This window comes from Mycolicibacterium pulveris (genome assembly GCF_010725725.1).
GTDB lineage: Bacteria > Actinomycetota > Actinomycetes > Mycobacteriales > Mycobacteriaceae > Mycobacterium > Mycobacterium pulveris.
In genome coordinates, this window is sequence record NZ_AP022599.1 from 2,981,662 (window position 1) to 3,001,750 (window position 20,089).

At 67.5% G+C, this 20,089-nt stretch carries 15 protein-coding genes; 6 read left to right on the forward strand and 9 right to left on the reverse strand.

The features are described from left to right. The first annotated feature begins 108 nt into the window (after window positions 1-108). Complete coding sequence (locus G6N28_RS14430) at window positions 109-2,715, forward strand: helix-turn-helix transcriptional regulator (protein ID WP_163901319.1); 2,607 nt, start codon at window positions 109-111, stop codon at window positions 2,713-2,715. A gap of 112 nt (window positions 2,716-2,827) precedes the next feature. Here G6N28_RS14430 and G6N28_RS14435 read toward each other — a convergent pair whose 3' ends face one another. The 4 genes from G6N28_RS14435 to G6N28_RS14450 are packed head-to-tail and all read right to left on the reverse strand — an operon-like array spanning window position 2,828 to window position 6,982. Further along, entirely contained in the window at window positions 2,828-3,706 is an 879-nt protein-coding gene (locus G6N28_RS14435; protein WP_163901321.1) for a TIGR03619 family F420-dependent LLM class oxidoreductase, read from the reverse strand. Next, a complete protein-coding gene (locus G6N28_RS14440; RefSeq protein WP_163901323.1) occupies window positions 3,703-4,872 on the reverse strand; it encodes a thiolase family protein in 1,170 nt (389 codons plus the stop codon). The genes G6N28_RS14435 and G6N28_RS14440 overlap by 4 nt, the downstream gene beginning before the upstream one ends. Before the next feature lie 31 nt (window positions 4,873-4,903). Next, a complete protein-coding gene (locus G6N28_RS14445; protein WP_163901325.1) occupies window positions 4,904-5,968 on the reverse strand; it encodes a thiolase family protein in 1,065 nt (354 codons plus the stop codon). A gap of 9 nt (window positions 5,969-5,977) precedes the next feature. Continuing rightward, complete coding sequence (locus G6N28_RS14450; protein WP_163901327.1) at window positions 5,978-6,982, reverse strand: Zn-ribbon domain-containing OB-fold protein; 1,005 nt, start codon at window positions 6,980-6,982, stop codon at window positions 5,978-5,980. Window positions 6,983-7,067: 85 nt separating this feature from the next. Between G6N28_RS14450 and G6N28_RS14455 the strand changes: the two genes are divergently transcribed. The 3 genes from G6N28_RS14455 to G6N28_RS14465 all read left to right on the forward strand — a co-directional run bounded on the left by G6N28_RS14455 (window position 7,068) and on the right by G6N28_RS14465 (window position 10,112). Next, window positions 7,068-8,099, forward strand: a complete 1,032-nt coding sequence (locus G6N28_RS14455) for an LLM class F420-dependent oxidoreductase (RefSeq protein ID WP_128110577.1) — start codon at window positions 7,068-7,070, stop codon at window positions 8,097-8,099. 79 nt (window positions 8,100-8,178) lie between these two features. After that, complete coding sequence (locus G6N28_RS14460) at window positions 8,179-8,910, forward strand: acetoacetate decarboxylase family protein (protein ID WP_163901329.1); 732 nt, start codon at window positions 8,179-8,181, stop codon at window positions 8,908-8,910. Further along, on the forward strand, window positions 8,907-10,112 hold the full coding sequence (locus G6N28_RS14465) for a cytochrome P450 (protein ID WP_163901330.1): 1,206 nt from the start codon (window positions 8,907-8,909) through the stop codon (window positions 10,110-10,112). The genes G6N28_RS14460 and G6N28_RS14465 overlap by 4 nt, the downstream gene beginning before the upstream one ends. On the opposite strand, the gene G6N28_RS14470 is transcribed toward G6N28_RS14465, so the two are convergent. After that, window positions 10,109-12,811: a cation-translocating P-type ATPase gene (locus G6N28_RS14470; RefSeq protein ID WP_163901332.1), complete on the reverse strand. Its 2,703-nt coding sequence runs from the start codon at window positions 12,809-12,811 to the stop codon at window positions 10,109-10,111. The genes G6N28_RS14465 and G6N28_RS14470 overlap by 4 nt on opposite strands. Window positions 12,812-12,888: 77 nt before the next feature. Beyond that, on the reverse strand, window positions 12,889-13,698 hold the full coding sequence (locus G6N28_RS14475; protein WP_163901334.1) for a crotonase/enoyl-CoA hydratase family protein: 810 nt from the start codon (window positions 13,696-13,698) through the stop codon (window positions 12,889-12,891). Window positions 13,699-13,732: 34 nt separating this feature from the next. Between G6N28_RS14475 and G6N28_RS14480 the strand changes: the two genes are divergently transcribed. After that, window positions 13,733-15,421: a medium/long-chain-fatty-acid--CoA/3-oxocholest-4-en-26-oate--CoA ligase gene (locus G6N28_RS14480; protein WP_235674573.1), complete on the forward strand. Its 1,689-nt coding sequence runs from the start codon at window positions 13,733-13,735 to the stop codon at window positions 15,419-15,421. Continuing rightward, on the forward strand, window positions 15,421-16,545 hold the full coding sequence (locus G6N28_RS14485) for an NAD(P)H-dependent flavin oxidoreductase (RefSeq protein WP_163901338.1): 1,125 nt from the start codon (window positions 15,421-15,423) through the stop codon (window positions 16,543-16,545). The genes G6N28_RS14480 and G6N28_RS14485 overlap by 1 nt, the downstream gene beginning before the upstream one ends. A 63-nt stretch (window positions 16,546-16,608) precedes the next feature. On the opposite strand, the gene G6N28_RS14490 is transcribed toward G6N28_RS14485, so the two are convergent. From G6N28_RS14490 to G6N28_RS14500, 3 genes are all read right to left on the reverse strand, one after another. Then, window positions 16,609-17,322, reverse strand: a complete 714-nt coding sequence (locus tag G6N28_RS14490; RefSeq protein ID WP_128110584.1) for an envelope biogenesis lipoprotein LpqN — start codon at window positions 17,320-17,322, stop codon at window positions 16,609-16,611. A 128-nt stretch (window positions 17,323-17,450) separates the two neighbouring features. Continuing rightward, the gene (fadD17, locus tag G6N28_RS14495; RefSeq protein ID WP_163901339.1) at window positions 17,451-18,974 is read right to left on the reverse strand and encodes a long-chain-fatty-acid--CoA ligase FadD17; all 1,524 of its coding nucleotides are present in this window, start codon (window positions 18,972-18,974) and stop codon (window positions 17,451-17,453) included. Further along, complete coding sequence (locus G6N28_RS14500) at window positions 18,971-20,083, reverse strand: acyl-CoA dehydrogenase family protein (protein WP_163901341.1); 1,113 nt, start codon at window positions 20,081-20,083, stop codon at window positions 18,971-18,973. The genes fadD17 and G6N28_RS14500 overlap by 4 nt, the downstream gene beginning before the upstream one ends. Window positions 20,084-20,089: the final 6 nt, after the last annotated feature.

Genomic DNA, 20,089 nt, shown 5'->3' on the forward strand with positions numbered 1-20,089 from the left:
CCGACTGGGGATCGACATCGGCAGAAATTGCCCATCTTGCGCCGCCGTCATCATGCGCAGAATCGCGTTTTCGCAGGTTAGGCGGTCAAATCTCGGTAGCATCGCTTCGTGAAGCTCACCGAGCGTGAGCGCGAGCTGGCCGAACTCGTCGCCAGCGCCGACCGAGCGCGAGCCGGTTCGGGCGGCGCGGTCATCGTCTGCGGTGAATCCGGCGCCGGCAAGACGACGCTGGTCGAGGCTTTCGTCTCTCGCTCGCTCGCCGACGAGCGCGTTCTGGTCGCCGGGTGCGATGCACTGGCTACTCCGCGGCCCCTGGGGCCTTTCCACGACCTCGCGGAGCACCTGGATCAGCGCACTGGAAACTTGCTGCGCGGCGGCGACCGGCCCCATGAGATCTTCTCGGCCGTCTTCGAAGAGCTGAGCAGGCAGCCCACGGTGGTCGTGGTCGACGATCTGCAGTGGGCCGATGAGGCCACGGTCGACCTGCTGCGCTTCCTGCTAGGACGCGTCAACCGCACCCAGCTGCTGGTGGTCGGCACGGTTCGAGACGACGAGGTCCCCACCGCCCACCCGGTGCGTTCGTTGCTCGGTGACGTCGCCCGTTCCCCGTGCGCGACGTCGATCACGCTGCCACCGCTGAGCCTGCGCGCGGTCACCGACCTTGTCGGTGATCGCCCCGTCGATCCCGTTTGGCTGCACCGCATCTCGGGCGGTAACGCGTTCTTCGTCGTCGAGATGCTCGACCACCGTAGCGGTGATCTGCCGACCACGGTGCGCGACGCGATCCTGGCCCGTACCGTCGGGCTTGACGATGCGGCATGGGATCTGCTGTACCTGCTGGCGGTTGCACCGGGGGCGATCCCGGACTACCTGCTCGCCGATCTGGGTGTGACGCGGGCTGCACTGGGCGCACTCGGCGATGCCAACCTCATCCGACGTACGGAGCGCGGCATCGCCTTTCGCCACGACCTGTGCCGGCTCGCGGTCGTCAGCGTCATTCCGGCAGGGATCGACGCCGGCCTGCACCGTCGGATGATCCACGCCTACGACGATGAAGCCGTACCTCCGGCCGATCCCGCGGTGCTGACCCATCACGCGCTCGGCGCGGGCGACGCCGATCGCATTCGCCGCGCTGCCACCGAAGCCGGACGGGCCGCCGCGCGATCCGGTGCGCACACGCAAGCGGTCGAGTTCTACGGGATCGCACTGGACCGCGGCGGCGCTCCGATGTCGCCCGACAGCGAGGCCGAGTTGCTCGAACTCCTCGCCGAGGAGTCGTTCTTGACCGCCCGGCTCGACGACGCGATCACCGCGCGCCACCGCGCCCTGCGGCTACGCGAACAGGCGGCTGACAAGGCCGCGGTGAGCCTCAACCACCAGGCCTTGTCAATTCTGGAGTGGAGCAACGGAAATCGCGTCGCGGCCGAACACCACGCCGCCCGAGGTGTGCAGGTGCTCGACGGACACCTCGACCCGGAAAACAAGCCAGGGCTTGCCCTCTTCGGTCACGCGCTCACCTCACAGGGATATTTCGCCGCGATGACACGGGATTTCATCGCCGCGAACGATCTGCTCGCCGAGGCCGCTGGATGCGCGGAGAAGGTCGATGACCCCGCATTGACCGCCCGCGTCGCGATCATCAAGGGTCTCTGCGCGTCGTTGGCCGGGGAAAGCACCGGTCGCGACGCGCTGTGGTCGGCGGTCAGATCGGCGCCCGAGTATCTGGACGAAATCTACGCGTTCGGGTGCAGCCACCTGGGCCTGGTCGACCTCGAGCAGCGCAGACTCCATCAGGCCGAAGAGGTCATCGACAGTAGATTCTCGCTGAGCGTGGACCGCGACGTGCCGCTGGCCCGCTCCTACCAACACATCCACCGCGCCCGGCTCAAACAGATGGTGGGGGAGTGGGATGACGCGATCGTCGATGCCAAGGCGGTCCTCGACATCCCCGGCGTGCCGTTGGCCCGTTCGTGGGCTCGTCTCGTTCAAACGCTGATCGCCCTTCGTAGGGAAGGGAAGACGGAAGTCGCGGGTATCGACGAGGCGTGGCGAGTTCTGCGCCACTGCGGAGATACCCTCGCCGCGTTTCCCGCGACGGTGATCGCCGAATCGGCTTGGCTCACCGAAACCTCCGACGACCGTCTCGCCGAGTGCCGCGCGATCCTCGATCGCGGTCACGCCGAGGGCCTCGAATATGCCCGCGGCGAACTGGCGATGTGGTTGCGGCGGATGGATTTCGATATCAATGCTGTCGGTGTCGCGCAGCCGTATCGGTTCTTCCTGGACGGGGAGTTCGAAGCGGCGGCCGATGAGTTCCAACGGCTTTCGATGCCGTACGAGGCGGCGCTCGCCCTGACCGACACCGGTGAGCCCGCCCGGACCCGCCGCGGGCTCGACATGCTCGACCTGCTCGGCGCCGCTGCCGTCACCGCCAAGATCCGGCGCGACCTTCGGGCGCGCGGGGTTACCGCGGTGCCCGCCCGTCGCCGTCCGACCACACTGGCCAACGCGTGCGGCCTCACCACGCGACAACTCGACGTCCTCCGGTTGATGGGTCAGGGGTTGACCAACGCCGAACTCGCCGAGCGCTTGTTCCTGTCGGTCAGGACAATCGACAAGCACGTGGCCGCGATCCTCGACAAACTGCAGGTTGGAAACCGGCGCGACGCCGTCCGCCGCGCACGCGCGCTGGGAATTCTGGACTCAGCTGGGTGACGGACGGTCCGCGATGACCCGCGAGCGTGCGCAAACTCGCGCTCGAACGCGGCGTGTCGCCCTCAAACACGCACGCTCGCGCCAAAAGGGAAGGGAGCACACCCCCGGTGGGTCAGTCCTGCCAGCCCGCGTGGATGAACGTGTCGGCGAACCGCTTCATCGCGTCCTGCTTCTTGTCCAGCGGCGCGTCGAAGCCCAGGCCCTCCATCACCCACGGCATCACGATGTTGTCGGTGACGCCCGCCTCGGCAAGCTCACGGTGCCCGTCGACGTCGAACTTGTCGATGCACACCGCCTGGAACTCGAACGGCTCGTCCTGCCGCCCGAATTCGGCGAGCAGCGCTTTGAGCTTGCCGATGGTCTCGGCCAGTTCGGCACACGTCATCATCGCGCTGGTCCAGCCGTCGCCGATACGGGCTGCTCGCTTGAGCGCCACGTCGGTGTGGCCGCCGACATAGAACGGCACCGGCTTGCTGGGCGCCGGGCTCATCTGCAGCCTGTCGAAGTCGTAGAACTCGCCGTGGAACTCCACCATGCCGCCGGCGAGCACGAGCTTGATCACCTCGATCATCTCGTCGACGCGTTTGCCGCGTTTGGTGTAGGGCTGGCCGCACCATTCGAATTCCTCGGGCGCCCAGCCGATCCCGACCCCGAAACCGAACCGGTTGCCGGTGAGGTTGGCGACCGAGCCGACCTGACGTGCCAGCAGCAACGGGTTGCGTGAGCCCAGCTTCATCACGTTGGTGTAGAACCGCAGCGTCGAGGTCACCGCCCCCATCGCGCCGGCAGCGATCAGCGGATCGACCCAGGGCGTGTCGGCGTTCCACATCCGCGAGCCGTCCGGCGTGTACGGGTAGTCCGCCGACTGCTTCTCCATGTAGAAGATCGAGTCCGGCAGCGCGATCGAGGCGAAACCGACTTCCTCGCCGGTCTTGGCGATCTCGATCAGCTGGTCGATCTGGCACATCGGCACCGCGCAGGTGTACTTCATGGCTTATCGGCTCCCACGACCCACATCGAGAAGTACTGCGACCCGCCGCCGTACGCGTGCCCCAGCGCCTTGCGCGCATTCGGCACCTGATGGTCACCCGCCTTGCCCATCACCTGGATCGCCGATTCGGCGAACCGGATCATGCCCGACGCGCCGATCGGGTTCGACGACAGCACCCCGCCCGACGCGTTGACGGGTATGCGGCCGCCGATCGCGGTCTCGCCGGCCTCGGTGAGCTTCCATCCCTCGCCCTCCGGTGCGAAACCGAGGTTCTCCAACCACATCGGCTCGAACCAGGAGAACGGCACGTAGATCTCGGCGGCGTCGATCTCGTCGATGGGGTTGGTGATCCCGGCCGCCTGCCACAGCGCCTTGGCGGCGTCGCGGCCGGCCTGCGGGTTGACCTGGTCGCGACCCGAGTAGGCCAGCGGTTCGGTGCGCAGCGCGGTGGCGTGGATCCACGCAACGGGATGGCCTTCGGCGACCCGATTGTCGGCGATCTCCTCGGCGCCGATCACCATCGCGCAGGCCCCGTCCGAGGACGGGCAGGTCTCGTCGAACCGGATCGGGTCCCACAGCATCTGGGACGACAGCACCTTCTCCAACGTGATGTCGGGCTGATGCAGATGCGCCAGCGGGTTCTTGGCCCCGTTGAGCCTGTCCTTGACCGCCACCATGGCACCGATGTGCGTCGGCGCCCCTGAGCGACGGATGTAGGCGCGCACGTGCGGCGCGAAGTATCCGCCCGCACCCGCGCCGACGGGCTTGGTGAAGGGCACCGGAATGCTCAACGCCCACATGGCGTTCGACTCGGACTGCTTCTCCCACGCCATCGCCAACACCCGGCGGTACTTGCCCGACTGGACCAGGCTGGCCGCCACGATCGCGGTCGACCCGCCCACCGAGCCCGCGGTGTGCACCCGGATCAACGGTTTACCGGTGGCGCCCACGGCGTCGGCCATGAACAGCTCGGGCATCATCACGCCCTCGAAGAAGTCCGGTGCCTTACCGACCACCACGGCGTCGATGTCGTCCATCGTGGCGCCCGAATCGGCCAGCGCCCTGTCGATGGCCTCGCGGACAAGGCCGCTCATCGACACGTCGTGACGCTTGGAGACGTACTTCGTCTGCCCGGTGCCCAGCACAGCGGCGAGATTCTTGGCCATCAGCTCGATCCTTTGCTCTTCGCGCAGGCGCTCATCGCCCCTCCAAGGTGCATACCAGATTCTGTTGCAGCGCAGGACCACTGGTGGCGTGCGCGAGGACCCGCTGCGCGGATCCGTCGAAGATGTGCTGCGCGGCGAAACCGATGCGCTCCAGCCCGGCCGAGAACATCGGGTTGGCGGCCAGCGCACCGCCCGACGGGTTCACCTTCGTCGACGACGGCAGCCCGATCGCCTCGGTCAGGATCAGGTGCTGGTGCGTGAACGGCGCGTAGATCTCGGCCACCTCAACGGAATCGACGTCACCACCGGTGGCGGCCTGGGCCGAGGTGGCCGTGGACGGCGAGGTGGTGAGGTCGCGGCCGCCCAGCACCGGCGTCTCGATCCGGTGCTCGATGCCGGCGATCCATGCGGGGTTTTCGCGCAGCTCGCGGGCCCGGTCACCCGCCGCGAGCACGATCGCCGACGCACCGTCGGTGATCGGCGCGATGTCGTGGCGGCGCAACGGATCCGCGAAGTAGGGCCGCTCGAGCAGCTCCTCGATGGACGTCGCCGGTTTCTCGCTGTCGGTGCGGCCGGCGGCGGCCATCGAGTCCAACGCCACCTGCGCCATCTGCTCAGCCGTCCACTTGCCGGCGTCGAGGCCGAGCCGCGCCTGCAGCCCGGCGATCGACACCGAATCCGGCCACAGCGGCGCCATGCTGTACGGATCGGTCTGCAGTGCGAGGATCCGGCGCAGCACGCCCGCGCTGGACTTGCCGAAGCCGTACACCAGCGCGGTGTCGACCTCACCGGTCAGCACCTTGATGTAGGCCTCATACAGCGCCCATGCCCCATCCATCTCCACATGCGACTCGTTGATCGGCGGCACCGCGCCGATCGAGTCGATCGCCGAGATGAACGAGAACGCGCGCCCGGCAAGGTAATCCGAGGATCCGGAGCACCAGAACCCGATGTCGGTCTGCTGCAGGCCGAGTTCCTCGTAGAGCTGGTGGAAGCACGGCATCAGCATTTCGACACCGTTGGTGGTGCCGTCGGTGCGACGCACATGCGGCGCATGCGCGAAGCCGACGACCGCTACATCTCTCGCCAAAGTCATGTCAGGCCTTCACAGGTGGTGCTTGTAGGAGTCGTAATCGGCGTCGGGCTCGCCCGTCGGCCGGAAGTAGTCGATGTTGTCGATGCCCAGGCCCCACTCTTCGCGGGGCTTCCACACGGCCTGCACCCGCATCCCCATCCGCACCTCGGCGGCGTCGATCTCGGTGACCAGGTGCAGGAACGGGATGTCTGCGCCGTCGAGCAGCACGTAGGCCGCGACGTAGGGCGGCTTGATGCGCTGCCCGGCGAACGGGATGTTGATCACGGCGAACGTGGTGACGGTGCCCTTGTCCGGCAGCTCGACAAACTCGTCGAGCGCCAGGCCGGTGGCCGGATCGGCCTCCTTGGGCGGGAAGTACACCTTGCCCGGCTTGCCGTCGCGGCCGCGCTTGGTCCGCGCGCCCAGCAGCTTGCCCTCCTCGAGCGCGCGCAGGAACACGCTCTCGGGCAGCGACGCGGTGTGCTGGATCTCGATTGTCGACGGGCTCACCTGCACGGTGACGGGTTCCCGGTCGTCGGGCTGGCCTTCGGGCTCCGGCTGGTCGCCGAGCGTGAAGTACGCGATGTCGGTGATCGCGCCGACCGGTTCGTCGACCCAGTGCGCAGAGACCCGGGCGCCGGTGCTGATCGCATCGGGTGAACCGGCGTCGACCGCGTGCAAGAGCGCGGTGTCCGCGCCGTCGAGTTTGATCAGCGCCCACGCGAACGGGCGGTCCAGCGGTTGACTCTCCAGTGGCGCGGGCTGCCACGTCCAGGACTGGACGGTGCCGACGGGGCGCACCGGTACGATTTCCGTCAATCGTTCGTAGGTGACGGGGTCGAACTCCGCAGGCGGCACGTGCACTCGCCCGTCGGAACCGCGCACGCCGACGATGCGTCGCTCGCGCAGGGCGGTGAAGAACTGGGACAGGATTGGCCCTACTGAACGGGTGTAGTCGAATGAGAGCTTCAGCGGTGCTGAAAGCGGTGGCTCATGCGGATCGATCTGCACCGGGCTGCTATGGCTGGTGGTCACGGCATCGAGTAGAACAGGTTCTAACAATGGTTTCAAGGACAGGTGGAGAGGCGGAGCTGATGAAAGTACGGGCGGGGTGGTGGGAATGAAGCTCGGACTTCAGCTGGGGTATTGGGGCGCGCAACCGCCCGACAACCACGCGGAACTGGTCGCCGCCGCCGAGGACGCCGGTTTCGACACCGTGTTCACCGCCGAGGCCTGGGGGTCGGACGCCTACACCCCGCTGGCCTGGTGGGGCCGCGAAACCAAGCGGATGCGGCTGGGCACCTCGGTGGTGCAGTTGTCCGCGCGGACCCCGACCGCCTGTGCGATGGCGGCGCTGACACTGGATCACCTCTCCGGCGGCCGCCACATCCTCGGCCTCGGGGTGTCCGGGCCGCAGGTCGTGGAGGGCTGGTACGGGCAGCGGTTCCCCAAACCGTTGGCCCGCACCCGCGAGTACATCGACATCCTGCGTCAGGTGTGGGCCCGCGAGGCGCCGGTGCGCAGCGACGGCCCGCACTATCCGCTGCCGCTGACCGGTGAGGGCACCACCGGGCTGGGTAAGAACCTCAAGCCGATCACGCATCCGTTGCGCGCGGACATTCCGGTGATGCTGGGCGCCGAGGGACCCAAGAACGTGGCGCTGGCCGCGGAAATCTGCGACGGCTGGCTGCCGATCTTCTACTCGCCGCGCATCGCGGGCATGTACAACGAGTGGCTCGACGAGGGCTTCGCCCGCCCGGGCGCCCGCCGCAGCCGCGAGGACTTCGAGATCTGCGCGACGGCGCAGGTGGTGGTCACCGACGACCGCGCCGAGATGATGGAGCTGATGAAGCCGCACCTGGCGCTCTACATCGGCGGAATGGGTGCCGAGGACACCAACTTCCACGCCGACGTGTACCGCCGGATGGGCTACTCCGAGGTCGTCGACGACGTCACCCGGCTGTTCCGCAACGACCGCAAGGACGAGGCCGCCAAGGCCGTTCCCGACGAGCTGGTCGACGACTCCGCGATCGTCGGCAACCTCGACTACGTGCGCGAGCAGATCAAGGCGTGGGAGGCCGCCGGCGTGACGATGATGGTCGTCGGCGCCCGCTCGGTCGAGCAGATCCGCGACCTCGCCGCGCTGGTGTAAAGCGGGTCCTCGCTGCGTGAGCGCTCACCGAGTAGACACTTCCTTGCCAGGTGTCTACTCGGCGTCTTAGATTGACGCGATGACCCAGCACACCATCGCAGGCACCGTTCTGACGATGCCGGTGAAGATCCGCAAGGCGCACCAGCACATGGCGATGTTCTCGGTGGACGCCGACGCCGCCCAGCGGTTGATCGATTACAGCGGCCTGACGGTCTGCCGCTACCTGCCGGGCCGCGCGATCGTCGTGTTGATGCTGATGCGATACGAGGACGGCGACTTGGGCCAGTACTACGAGTACGGCACGAACATCATGGTGAACCCGCCGGAGGACACCCGTCCGCCGGGCAGCTGGAGCCCGCGCGCGCTGCAGTCGGCGGGCGCGTTCGTCCACCACCTTCCCGTCGACCAGGCGTTCACCCTGGAGGCGGGCACCAAGATCTGGGGCTATCCGAAAGTCATGGCGGACTTCACCATCCGTGACGGGCACACGTACTCGTTCGACGTGACCATCGACGGCCGGTTCGCCGTCGGCATGGACTTCCGGCGCGGGTTGGCCGTGCCGTCGCGGTTCACGTCCAAGCCGCAGGCCCATCCCACGTACTCCTACCGCGACGGGGTGGTGCGCCGCACGCTCGGCGAGATGACGCTTTCCGACGTGCGTTACCGGCTTGGCGGCGCCCGGGTGCGCCTCGGTGATCATCCGTACGCCAAAGAGCTCGCGTCCCTTGGCTTTCCGAAACGCGCGCTCCTCTCGAGTTCGGCAGGCAACGTGGAGATGACGTTCGCAGACGCGCAGGAGGTTCACCCATGACCGCAATCACACAGCCGACCAAACCCGACGTCGACCTGACCGACGGCAACTTCTATGCCGGGGACTCGCGATCGGTCTACAAGTGGATGCGCGAAAACGAACCGGTCTTCCGCGACCGCAACGGATTGGCCGCTGCCTCAACCTATGCCGCGGTGATCGAGGCGGAACGCAAACCGGAGTTGTTCTCCAACGCCGGCGGGATCCGGCCCGACCAGCCCGGCGTCGAGATGATGATCGAGATGGATGACCCGCAGCACCTGCTGCGCCGCAAGCTCGTCAACGCCGGCTTCACCCGCAAGCGCGTCAAGGACCTCGAGGGCTCGATCGGGAACCTGTGCGACACGTTGATCGACAACGTGTGTGAGCGCGGCAAATGCGACTTCGTCTGGGACATCGCCGCGCCCCTGCCGATGGCGGTCATCGGCGACATGCTCGGCGTGCGCCCCGAGGAACGCGAGATGTTCCTGAAGTGGTCCGACGATCTGGTCAGCTTCCTGAGCAGCACCGCCGACCCGGAAAAATTCCAGCTGACGATGGACGCCTTCGCCGCCTACAGCGAGTACATGATGGGCATGATCGCGGAACGTAAGGAAACGCCGACCGACGATCTGGTGAGCGTGCTGGTGCACGCCGAGGTCGAGGGCAGCAAGCTCGAAGACCATCAGATCGTCACCGAGGTGCTGCTGCTGTTGATCGGCGGCGACGAAACCACCCGCCATACCCTCTCCGGCGGCACCCGCCAGCTGATCCTGCACCCCGACCAGCATCAGCGGCTGCGCAATGACCTGTCGTTGCTGCCCAACGCGATCGAGGAGATGCTGCGCTGGACGGCGCCGGTGAAGAACATGGCGCGCACCGTCACCGCCGACACCGAATTCCACGGCACCGCACTCAAAGAGGGCGAGAAGATGATCCTGCTGTTCGAGTCGGCGAACTTCGACGAAAAGGTGTTCGAGAATCCCGAGGTCTTCGACATCGAGCGCTACCCCAACAACCACCTGGCGTTCGGCTTCGGTACGCATTTCTGTCTGGGCAACCAGCTGGCCCGGCTGGAGCTGTCGATCATGCAGACCAAGCTGCTGCAGCGGCTGCCCGACCTGCGGCTGGCCTCCGACGACGAATTGCCGTTGCGCCCCGCTAATTTCGTGTCCGGGCTGGAGCGGATGCCCGTGGTGTTCACGCCGTCGAAGCCGGTGAACTAGTCCCAGTGCACGTGGCTGGTGCCCAGCGGCCACCGGCGGCGCACCCACTTGTGCGCCTCGACGGTGACCAGGACCGACACCGCCACGACGACGGCCCGCACCCAGGCCTCCGCGCTGATCGGTTCGACGCCGAGCACGAACTGCGTGGGCGGAAAGTACAGCGCGGACACGTGTAGCGTGATCGCGCCGAGCGTGGCCCAGAACAGGAACGGGTTGCCCCACGGGGTGATGGTGAACAGCGACCGGTTCTCCGCGCGGGCGTTTCCGGCCTGAAAGATGTTGTAGATCACCAGGGTTGTCAACGCCACGCTCTGCGCCGCGACCAGCGAGTCGTCGCGGCCGAGCTGCCAATGGAACATGTACAGCGCACCGGCGGCCATCACGATGCCGACGAGCAACGTGCGTTCCCACATCATCGCCGACAGGACGCCTTCGCGCCGCGGCCGGGGTGGGCGCTTGAGCACGTCGCGGCTGCCCGGCTCGAACGCCAGCGCCAGGTCCTGCACCCCGTTGGTGACCAGGTTCAGCCACAGGATCTGGGCCGGGATCAGCAGCAGCGGCCAACCGAGCCACACCGACACCAGGATGGCCGCGGTTTCCGCCACGGCCGTGGAGATGAGGAAGAACGCGACCTTGCGGATGTTGGCGAAGGCGATGCGGCCCTCCTCGACAGCGCTCACGATGCTGACGAAGTTGTCGTCGGACAGCACCATGTCAGAGGCTTCGCGTGCCACGTCGGTGCCCGATCGGCCCATCGACACGCCGATGGCGGCCGCACGCAGCGCCGGGGCGTCGTTGACGCCGTCGCCGGTGACCGCGACGACGTGGTCTCGGTCCTGCAGGGCGCGCACGATTCGGAGCTTGTCATTGGGCGAAACCCGTGCATACACCGAGATCTCGTCGACGAGGTCGCGCAGGTCATCATCGTCGAGGTGGCGCATCTCGGCGCCGGTCAGGACCCGGCCGTCGTGGTCGTCGAGGATGCCGAGCATGCGCGCGATGGCCCGCGCGGTGATCGAGTGATCACCGGTGATCATCACGACCCGCACCCCCGCGGAGTGACACTGCGCGATCGCCTCGCGCACGCCCTCACGCGGCGGATCCATCATCGCCTGGAACCCGACGAGCACGAGGTCGTCCGGATCGGTGTAGTCGCCCGGCGGGGCGTCGTCGCCGGTCAGCGACCGTACGGACTCGGGGCCGAGCCTGCGGTACGCCATCCCCAGCACCCGCATCCCGCGGGCCGCGAGTTCGCGCACCGCGGTGTGCAGCGTCTCCGGATCGAAGGGGACCGGCCCCCGATCGGTGTTCATCGTCGTGCACATCGAGATGATCCGCTCGGGTGCGCCTTTGACGAACACCGCGTGCCCGCCGTCGTACTCGCGGATCGTGGCCGAGTATCGGCGGTGCGACTCGAACGGGATCTCGGCCACGACCCGGTGGCGGGCGCGGAGTTCACCGGGGTCGATGCCCGCCCGGTCCGCGGCCACCAGCAGTGCGACCTCGGTGGGATCACCGGTGGTGACGGGGCCCTGGGCGGTCTTGACCAGATCGGCTTCGTTGGTGAGCACACCGGTGGTCAACACCATTTCCACGGTCGGACCCGCGCCCCGCAGCTCGGGGGCGTCGTAGCTGCGCCCGCCGGCCCACACCGCCTGCACCGTCATGCGGTTCTCGGTGAGGGTGCCGGTCTTGTCCGAGCCCACCACCGTCGTGCTGCCCAGCGTCTCCAGTGCCGGCAGCCGGCGCAGCACCGCGTTTCGCCGTGCCATACGGGTCACCCCGATGGCGAAGGTGACGGTCATCGCCACCGGAAGGCCTTCGGGCACGGCCGACACCGCCATCGCGACGGCGACGCGGAGCATCTGGCCGACCGACTCGCCGAGCAGCACACCGGATACGAACGCGATGATCGCCGCGATGAAGACCGAGACGCCGATGATCTGCGCGAACTTGGCCATCCGCGCCTGCAGGGGCAACTCGCCGGCCTCTTCGGTGCGGATGCTCCCGGCGATCGATCCGAGCTCGGTGTCGTCCCCGGTGGCCACCACGTACCCGCGGCCGCGGCCGCTGGCGACGATGGTGCCGGTGAACGCCATCGAGTGGCGATCGGCCGCGCCCGCGTTCTCCTGCACCGGCGCGGTCGCCTTGGTGACCGGCAGCGACTCGCCGGTGAGCAGCGACTCGTCGATGGTCAGGCTGTTCACTGCGCTGAGCCGGATGTCGGCGGGCACCCGGCTGCCCGACTCCAGCAGAACCACATCGCCGGGTACGACGTCGCGGCTGTCGATCTCCCATTCCTGTCCGTCGCGCACCACCCGGCAGTGCGGCACCTGAAGCTGCATCAGTGCCTGCACGGCGTCGGCGGCGCGGCGTTCCTCGTGGAACCCGATCACCGCGTTGAGCAGCAGCGCGACCGCGATCAGGGCGGTGTCGAGCAGCTCACCCAGTGCCAGGGTCACCACGGCGGCGACGACGAGGATGAGGATGAACGTGCTGGAGAACTGGCGCAGGAACACCACGATCGCGCGCGGCGGCGGTTGCTCGCGGATGCGGTTCGGGCCGTACCGCTTCAACCGTGCTTCTGCCTCTTCGGCCGTCAGACCATGCGGTGAGGTCGCCAATGACTCTTCGACGTCGGCGACGGTTCTGGCGTGCCAAGGGATTTCGCCGGTTACGCGGGCCGAGCTTTCGGTCATCGGCAACTAGCGTAACGACAACACCGAGCATTCGGCGCGCTCATGTCCCACCAGGGGGCATGAGCGCGCCGAAGTCGCTATTTCATCTTGAAGTTGGGGGCGCGTTTCTCCTTGAACGCCAGCGGTCCTTCCTTGGCGTCCTCGGACAGAAACACCTTGATGCCGATCTGGGTGTCGATCTTGAAGGCGTCGTTCTCGTGCATGCCCTCGGTTTCGCGGATCGTCTTGAGGATGGCCTGCACCGCCAGCGGGCCGTTATTGTTGATCACCTCGGCGATCTCCAGCGCCTTGTCCAGCGCCGACCCGTCGGGCACCACGTAGCCGATCAACCCCATGTCCCGCGCCTCGGCGGCGGTGATGTGCCGTCCGGTCAGCAGCAGGTCGCAGGCCACGGTGTAGGGGATCTGGCGCACCAGGCGCACCGCGGAACCACCCATCGGGTACAGGCTCCACTTCGCCTCGGAGATGCCGAACTTCGCGCTCTCACCGGCGATACGGATGTCGGTGCCCTGCAGGATCTCCGTGCCGCCTGCGATCGCGGGCCCCTCGACCGCGGCGATCAGCGGCTTGGTGAGCCGCCTGCCCTTCAGTAGCGCGTCGATGCGCGACGGGTCGTAGCTGCCGTCCTTGAACGAATCGCCCGGTGGCTTGGCGGTCGCGGCCTTGAGGTCCATGCCCGCGCAGAAGTAGCCGCCTGCGCCGGTGAGGATGGCGGTGCGGATCTCGGGATCGTTGTCGACGCGGTCCCAGGCCTCGACCATGATCGAGAGCATCTCGGTCGAAAGCGCGTTGCGCGCCTCCGGCCGGTTCAAGGTCAGGATCAGAGTGTGTCCGCGCTGCTCAATGAGGGCGTCGGGGCTCTTCTCAGAGGCTTCTGTGTCGCTCACGTACGGTTCTCTTTCCAGCGTCGATGGCACAGACTTGAATGAAAATGTAACACGTTCTAGTTTAGGTTCCGTGGCCCTGAACATTGCTGATCTTGCCGAGCACGCGATCGACGCGGTGCCTGACCGTGTCGCCCTGATCTGCGGCGAAGACCAACTGACCTACGCGCAATTGGAGGAGAAGGCCAACCGGCTGGCCCACTACCTCATCGACAAGGGCGTCAAGAAGGACGACAAGGTCGGCCTGTACTGCCGCAACCGCAACGAGATCGTGATCGCGATGCTCGGCATCGTAAAGGCCGGCGCCATCCTGGTCAACGTCAACTACCGCTATGTCGAGGGCGAGCTGAAGTACCTGTTCGAGAACTCCGACATGGTCGCGTTGGTGCACGAGCGCCGCTACGCCGACCGGGTCGCCAACGTGCTGCCGGAGACGCCCGGCCTGAAGACGGTGCTGGTGGTCGAGGATGGCAGTAGCGAGGACTTCAAGCGCTACGGCGGGGTGGAGATCAACGAAGCGCTGAGCCAGGGGTCGCCGGATCGCGACTTCGGCGAACGCAGCGCCGACGACATCTACCTGCTCTACACCGGCGGCACCACCGGCTTCCCCAAGGGCGTGATGTGGCGCCACGAAGACATCTACCGAGTGTTGTTCGGCGGCACCGACTTTGCGACGGGCGAGTTCGTCAAGGACGAGTACGACCTGGCCAAGGCGGCCACCGAGAACCCGCCGATGATCCGCTACCCGATTCCGCCGATGATCCACGGCGCCACCCAGTCGGCCACCTGGATGTCGCTGTTCTCCGGCCAAACCACGGTGTTGGCACCGGAATTCGAGCCCGACGAGGTGTGGCGCACGGTCGAGAAACACAAGGTGAACCTGCTGTTCTTCACCGGCGATGCGATGGCCCGACCGCTGCTCGACGCGCTGCTCGCGCAACAGGCCAAGGGCAAGGACTACGACCTGTCGTCGTTGTTCCTGCTGGCCAGCACCGCCGCGCTGTTCTCCTCCAGCATCAAGGAGAAGTTCCTCGAGCTGCTGCCCAACCGGATCATCACCGACTCGATCGGGTCATCCGAGACCGGGTTCGGCGGCACCAGCGTCGTGGCCAAGGGACAGCAGAACGCCGGCGGGCCGCGGGTGACCATCGACCACCGCACCGTCGTGCTCGACGAGGACGGCAACGAGGTCAAGCCCGGCTCCGGTGTGCGCGGCCTGATCGCCAAAAAGGGCAACATCCCGCTCGGCTACTACAAGGACGAGAAGAAGACCGCGGAAACCTTCAAGACCTTCAACGGGATTCGCTACGCCATCCCGGGCGACTATGCGACGGTCGAGGCCGACGGCACCGTGACGATGCTCGGCCGCGGCTCGGTGTCGATCAACAGCGGCGGCGAGAAGATCTATCCCGAAGAGGTGGAGGCCGCGCTCAAGGGCCACCCGGACGTGTTCGACGCGCTCGTCGTCGGCGTGCCCGATCCGCGGTTCGGCCAGCACGTCGCCGCGGTGATCCAGCCGCGCGAAGGTGCGCGGCCGACGCTGGCCGAACTCGACGCGTTCGTCCGCAACGAGATCGCGGGATACAAAGTGCCGCGCAGCATCTGGTTCGTCGACGAGGTGAAGCGTTCGCCCGCGGGCAAGCCAGACTACCGGTGGGCCAAGGAGCAGACCGAGCAGCGCCCCGCCGACGAAGTGAACGCCAACCACGTGGGAACCGCTACTTGATGCGCACCGAGCTGTGTGACCGCTTCGGCATCGACTACCCGATCTTCGTCTTCACGCCGTCGGAGAAGGTGGCGGCGGCGGTGAGCAGGGCCGGGGGCCTCGGCGTGCTCGGCTGCGTGCGGTTCAACGACCCTGATGACCTCGAGAACGTGCTGCGGTGGATGGACGAGAACACCGACGGCAAGCCTTACGGCGTGGACGTGGTGATGCCCGCCAAGGTGCCGCAGGAGGGCACCGCGGTCGACATCGACAAGCTCATCCCGCAGGGCCACCGCGACTTCGTCGCGAAGACCCTTGCCGACCTTGGTGTTCCGCCGCTGCCCGAGGACGGCTCGCGCAGCGAAGGGGTGCTCGGCTGGCTGCATTCGGTGGCCCGCTCCCATGTGGAGGTCGCGCTGCGGCATCCGATCAAGCTGATCGCCAACGCGCTCGGTTCACCGCCGAAAGACGTCATCGACCAGGCTCACGACGCCGGTGTGCCGGTGGCGGCGCTGGCGGGTAGCGCCAAACACGCACTGCGCCACGTCGAGAACGGGGTCGACATCGTCGTCGCCCAAGGTCATGAGGCGGGTGGGCACACCGGTGAGATTGGTTCGATGGTGCTGTGGCCCGAGATCGTCGACGCCGTCTCCGAGCGGGCGCCCGTGTTGGCGGCGGGTGGAATCGGCACCGGCCGACAGGTTGCCGCCGCGCTCGCGCTCGGCGCGTCCGGGGTGTGGATGGGTTCGGCGTTTCTGACCTCGGCCGAATACGACCTCGGCCATCGCAACCCCAGTGGCACCTCGACGATTCAGGAGGCGCTGCTGCGCGCGGAGTCCAGTGACACCGTGCGCCGGCGCATCTACACCGGTAAGCCCGCTCGGCTGCTGAAGAGTAAGTGGACCGACGCCTGGGACGCGCCCGACGCGCCGGAGCCGTTGCCGATGCCGTTGCAGAACATCTTGGTCAGCGAGGCCCATCAGCGGATGAACGCCTCGGACAACCCCGACACCGTGGCGATGCCGGTCGGTCAGATCGTCGGGCGGATGAACGAGATCCGCCCGGTCGCCGACATCATCGCCGAACTGGTCCAGGGTTTCACGGACGCCACCCGCCGCCTCGACGACATCCGCGAGCAGACGTGAAAACCCCCAAAATACAGTGAATTTGGGGGTTTTCACGTCTGCTCGGCGGAAGGATGGCGTGGCTCAGAAGCCGATCGTGGTCTGCTCGTCGATCACTTTGGTTGCAGCGCCGACGATTTCGGCCTGACTGTCGAGCCCGTCGGCGTTGAGCTGCAACACGTAGAGCCCGTCGTTGCCGGGGATCACCACCGTCTTCTGCGCGACGATCTTGGTCCGCCCCTCCGACTCCCAGGTACCACCGAGTTGGTAGGCCGGGTAGTCTCCCAGCGAGCTGACCTCACCCTCGTTCAGCGGGGCCCAGCCCGGCAGGTTCTGCAGTTCGCCGGGCGCCAAGTCGATGATGGCCTGCGGGTCGACGTCGCCGGTCAGCTTCGACATCAGCGCGACGATGCTGGGGGTGTACTCGCCGGCCTCCGGACCCGTGTAGACGATGGCGCCGTACGCCCACTCCGGCGTGCTGTCGCCCGCGGGCTCCCATCCCTCGGGCACCGGCAGATCGAGGACGGGCGCACCGGGATCGCCCCGCTGGACCGGGGTTTCGGCGATGTCGTTCTCGGCGATGTAGCTCGCGATCGTCGGATGGGGCCCCGGCGCGTCCTCCTCGCGCGGTGCGATACGGGCCGTCGTCGGCGCTGCCTGTTCGGTCGTCGTGGTGCTGGTGGTGTCCGACGTGGTGGTGGGCTCGGTCGCGGTGTCGCTGTCCGAGCCGCAGCCGGCCAACACGAGCACCGACGCCGTGACCATCACGACGGCCGCCGAGATCGCCGTGGCTCTCATCACGCGGCTCCCGTCTGCCCAGGTCAGCGTCAGCAAAGCGCAAGCCAACGGCCGATCAAGCTCAACAGAGTATATTCATCCCGCCCTCGGGGCGACGGCAAATGTATCGACCCTCAAGGGCGTGTCGGTCATCGGCGGGTGGACTGCGGCCGGGGCACCGGGTACACCGGGTCGGCGCAGTCGGTGCCCTCCGCGGCCAGGTGACGTTTGATCACCTTGAACGTCTCGGTGCGCGGAAGCACGGCGCTGACCCGGACGAACGACGGCCACTGCTTCGGCCCCAAGTCGGGTTGCCCGGCCAGAAACGCCGCGAACGCCTCGGGATCGAAAACCGCGCCTTCGGTCAACGTCAGCGCCGCCATGACCTGATCGCCGACGTCGGGTGCCGGGACGCCGTAGACCGCCGCCTCGACCACGTCGGGATGGCGCAGCAGCACCCGCTCGATCGGCGCCGCGCCGAGGTTCTCCCCGTCCACCCGCATCCAGTCGCCGAGCCTGCCCGCGAAGTACGCATAGCCGTTCTCGTCGCGGTAGGCCAGGTCGCCGCTGTGGTACACGCCGCCGCGCATCCGTTCGGCGTCGGCCTCCGGGTCGTTGTAGTAGCCCTCGAAACGCCCTGCGTCCGAGACGTTCACGAGCTCACCGGTCACTCCCGGCGGGCATGGTTCGCCGGTGTCGACGTCGATGATCTCGGTGCCCGGTGGCAGCGGCCCGAGCGCGCCGGGCGGGGTGTCGGGTGTACTGGCGATCGCGATGCCGCCCTCGGTCGATCCGAAGCCGTCCATGACGACCGTGGCGAACCGCCGCGCGAACCGCTCCACGTCGGCGGGTGCCCCCTCGTTGCCGTACACCGCCCGCAGCGGGTTGTCCGCGTCGTCGGGTCGTTCGGGGGTGGCCAGGATGTAGGACAGCGGCTTGCCGACATAGTTGGCGTACGTCGCGCCGTATCGGCGCACGTCGGGCAGGAACTGCGAGGCGGAGAACTTGCGCCGCAAGGCAAGTGAGCTTTGGGATGCCAGCGCGACGGCCCAGCCCACCAGCACCGCGTTGGAGTGGAACAGCGGCATCGAGACATAGCAGACGTCCCCCGGACCCAGGTCGAAACGACCCGTCATGGTCACCCCGGCGATGGCGACCTTGCCCTGGCTGCATTTGACGGCCTTGGGATCGCCGCTGGTGCCCGACGTGTAGATCAGCATGAACAGATCGCTGGGCTTGGCCTCATGGGCGACTACCGCCGCGTCGGCGTGCGCGGCCACTTCCTGCGCCCACTGCGGCGAGTCGACGTTGACGTGCTCGACATTGCCGAGAATCTCGCTGTGTGCCGAATCAGCCAGCACCACTTGGCAATCTGCGTGTGTTATGTCCCGCTGCAGCGCCGCACCGCGGCGCACCGGGTTCAGCCCCACCGGGACGAGGCCCGTCAGGCCGGCCGCCACCAGCACCGCCGAGAACTCCGGGGTGTTCTGCAGCAGCACTCCGACGTGAGGTGGCCGGTCGGGGTCCATGCGGGCCCGTAGTGTGGCGGCCACGGCCGCACCGTGTTTGAGGTGGTCTCGCCAGCTGACGAACGTGTCTTCGAAGTACACCCCGCGGTCGTCGACGTCGGCCAGCGGCGTCAACAGGGCCGCGACGGTGGGCAGCTCGCTCACGACGAAGCCGGGGACTCCGCCAACTCCCGGCCGATGCGGAGCAATTGCCCGGTCGCGGTGCCGATCGCGAATTCGATCTGCTTGGCGGCCAGGAAGTACCGGTGCACCGGGTGGTCGATGTCGATGCCGACGCCGCCGTGCACGTGCACCGCGGTGTGTGCCACGCGGTGCCCGGCCTCGGCGGCCCAGAACGCCGCGGTGTTGACGTCGATGTCGGCGGGAAGGTCCTCGGAGAGCCGCCACGTCGCCTGTGTCAGGGTCAGCCGCAGTGCCTTGACGTCGATGTAGCCGTCGGCCAGCCGCGACGACACCGCCTGGAAGCTACCGATCGGGCGGTCGAACTGCTCGCGTTCGCGGGCGTACGCGGCGGTCAGCTCCAAGGCGCGCTCCACCACCCCGAGCTGAAATGCGCTGCGGCCCAGTGTGGCCCGTGTGCTCAGCCACGCGACGACGGCGTCGCCCTGCTCTCCGAGCATCCTGGCGCTGTCCAGTTCCACGTCCTGGAGCTGGAGCTGGCCCACGCTGCCGTGGCCCGTGGTGTCCAGCGAGGTGATGTTCACCCCGGCGTCGTCGGCCGCCACCAGGAACACCCTGGTTCCGGAATCGGTTTCGGCCGGAACGAGGAACGCGTCGGCGACGGGCCCGAACGGCACCTGGGTCCGCGAGCCGGTGAGCCGATATCCGCCGGTCCCCGACGATTGGGCCCGCACCGGGCCGTCGCCCATCTCCCCGTCCAGCGCCACGGTGACGATCTTGTCGCCCTTGACGGTGGGCACCGCCCACTGCTGCTGAATGGTCTCGGCCCCGAACGTCGCCAGCGCGCCCGCGCCGAGCACCGCCGACTCCAGGTAGGGCACCGCGGCCATCTGCCTGCCCAGCGCGGCGAGCACGGCGACCTGCTCGAGCACACCGAACCCGCCGCCGCCCAACGCTTCTGACGCTGCTGCCGAGAGCACGTCGGCTTCGATCAGCTTGGCCCACAGGTCACGGTCGAACCTTTCCTCGAGGCCGTCCAGATCCCGTTGATGTTCGGGTGTGCACACCGAATCGACGATGGTGCGGACCAGCCCGCCGAGGTCCTCGGCGGCTTCGGTTGTTCTGAAATCCATTGGGTG